Annotated in this window: 1 protein-coding gene; it reads right to left on the reverse strand. The window is 62.8% G+C overall.

Annotated features, from left to right (window positions below):
- Window positions 1–8 precede the first annotated feature (8 nt).
- Window positions 9–1,355 (reverse strand): IS5 family transposase, encoded by a 1,347-nt coding sequence (locus ABIB80_RS39250; protein WP_007594069.1) that lies wholly within the window; start codon window positions 1,353–1,355, stop codon window positions 9–11.
- Window positions 1,356–1,524 lie beyond the last annotated feature (169 nt).

Below are 1,524 nucleotides of genomic sequence, written 5' to 3' on the forward strand. Positions count from 1 at the left end.
GTCGTCCGTTAAGAAGCCGAATTGAGCGGGGCCGGACAGGCGGGCGTGCGCCAGAGCTGGATCAGGAACAGGCACAAGAGTTCTCTGAGCCAGGCGAGGATGCGGCGGAAGTTGTGGCCGACGGCTGAGAGGATGACGTTGGCCGCATCGCCGGCGCGGCCTTTGAGGTAGCAGCGGCCGAGGTGGCCATCGGTCTTCAGGTGTCCGATGATGGGTTCGATGGCGGAGCGGCGGCGCAGCTCGCGCTTGATGACACCGAAGACGCCGCGCTTCTGGCCAGAGATGAAGACACGGCGCGGGTTCTTTGTGTCATGGCCGCGGTATCCCTTGTCGACATAGGCCCGCTCGATCGCACAGCCGGTGAGTGTCTCGGTGCGGTCGATGACGTCCCGCAATGTGTGACCGTCGTACGGGTTATCGGGCAGCGACCTGGCGTGCAGCACGAACAGGCCACCGGGAGCACGGCGGTTGTTGGTGACGATAGAGGCTTTGACACCGAACTCGTAAGGCGCGGCTGCTTTGCCCTTGCCGATGCACTCCACCTCCGGGGCGTGGAAGGAATAGAGCTTCCAGCCGCGCTGGCGCTGCTGCTGCGAGCGGATCTGCGAGGCTCGGCCGAGCGGGAGGGCGAAGGCGTTCTCGAGCACGGTCTGACCTTCGATCTTGCGGCGGATATCGCGAATGATCCGGCCCAGCCGGCTGCGCAGAATGCGCAACTGCCGCTGATGCCGCTTGAATTGCTTGGCATGAGCGTAGCGCCCCGCCATCATTGCCGCGGTCCTGGCAATGCGAAGATAGGACTGCCGCAGCCTGACCCCGTGCTTCCTCGCCAGGCGGTTGAGCCCCTTGATCGCCGCGTGCAGCAGCTTGGCATCGGTCGGAAAGGTGATGGCCTTCGGTTGCACGGTGGTATCGACCGTGACCCGCTTGAGGTCCTGGCCGCGTAACGCGCCGGCCTCGTGCGCCACCCGCAGGCTCTCGGCCAGCAACAGCTCCAGCTTGTCGCCGAGCCGCTTGCGCCAATGGCTCAGGTCCGAGCGCTCGTGCGGGAACGCGTGCTGGAAGAACTCTTCGCCGGTGAAGTACTGGAAATACGGGTCGTGGACCCAACGCTCGCACACCCCCTCATCGGAGAGGCCGTAAATGTGCTTGAGCAGGAGCAGCCCAATCACGAAGCGGGTCGCGATGCCTGGCCGACCGTTCTCGCTATAGAGCGGAGCGATCTCGCCGTCGATCCAGTCCCAATCGACCTTGCCGGCGAGCTGAACCAGCTCGTGCTTCAAATTGATGATCTGGTCCAGCCTGGCCCGGAACAGATCGCCCGATCCCGTCGTCCTATGCTTCTTCGGTCGCATCGCCACCTCCGATGCGACCACCGAATCATGACTGGCGATTCGACGGAATCCTGAAAATGAAATTGCAAGGTTCCGATGCCCCAAGCATCAAAATCCTGCATTCCAAAAACAGTCCACAAAGTCAAATGCGATCCTAGCTCAATCGCTTAGCCGCTCTTCACGGACGACT

Origin of the sequence: Bradyrhizobium sp. i1.15.2 (assembly GCF_040548425.1) — a bacterium.
GTDB classification, from domain to species: domain Bacteria; phylum Pseudomonadota; class Alphaproteobacteria; order Rhizobiales; family Xanthobacteraceae; genus Bradyrhizobium; species Bradyrhizobium canariense.

Excerpts from the sequence above, each read along its gene's own strand:
- ABIB80_RS39250 (WP_007594069.1), bottom strand. The coding sequence starts at position 1,355 with ATGCGACCGAAGAAGCATAGGACGACGGGATCGGGCGATCTGTTCCGG.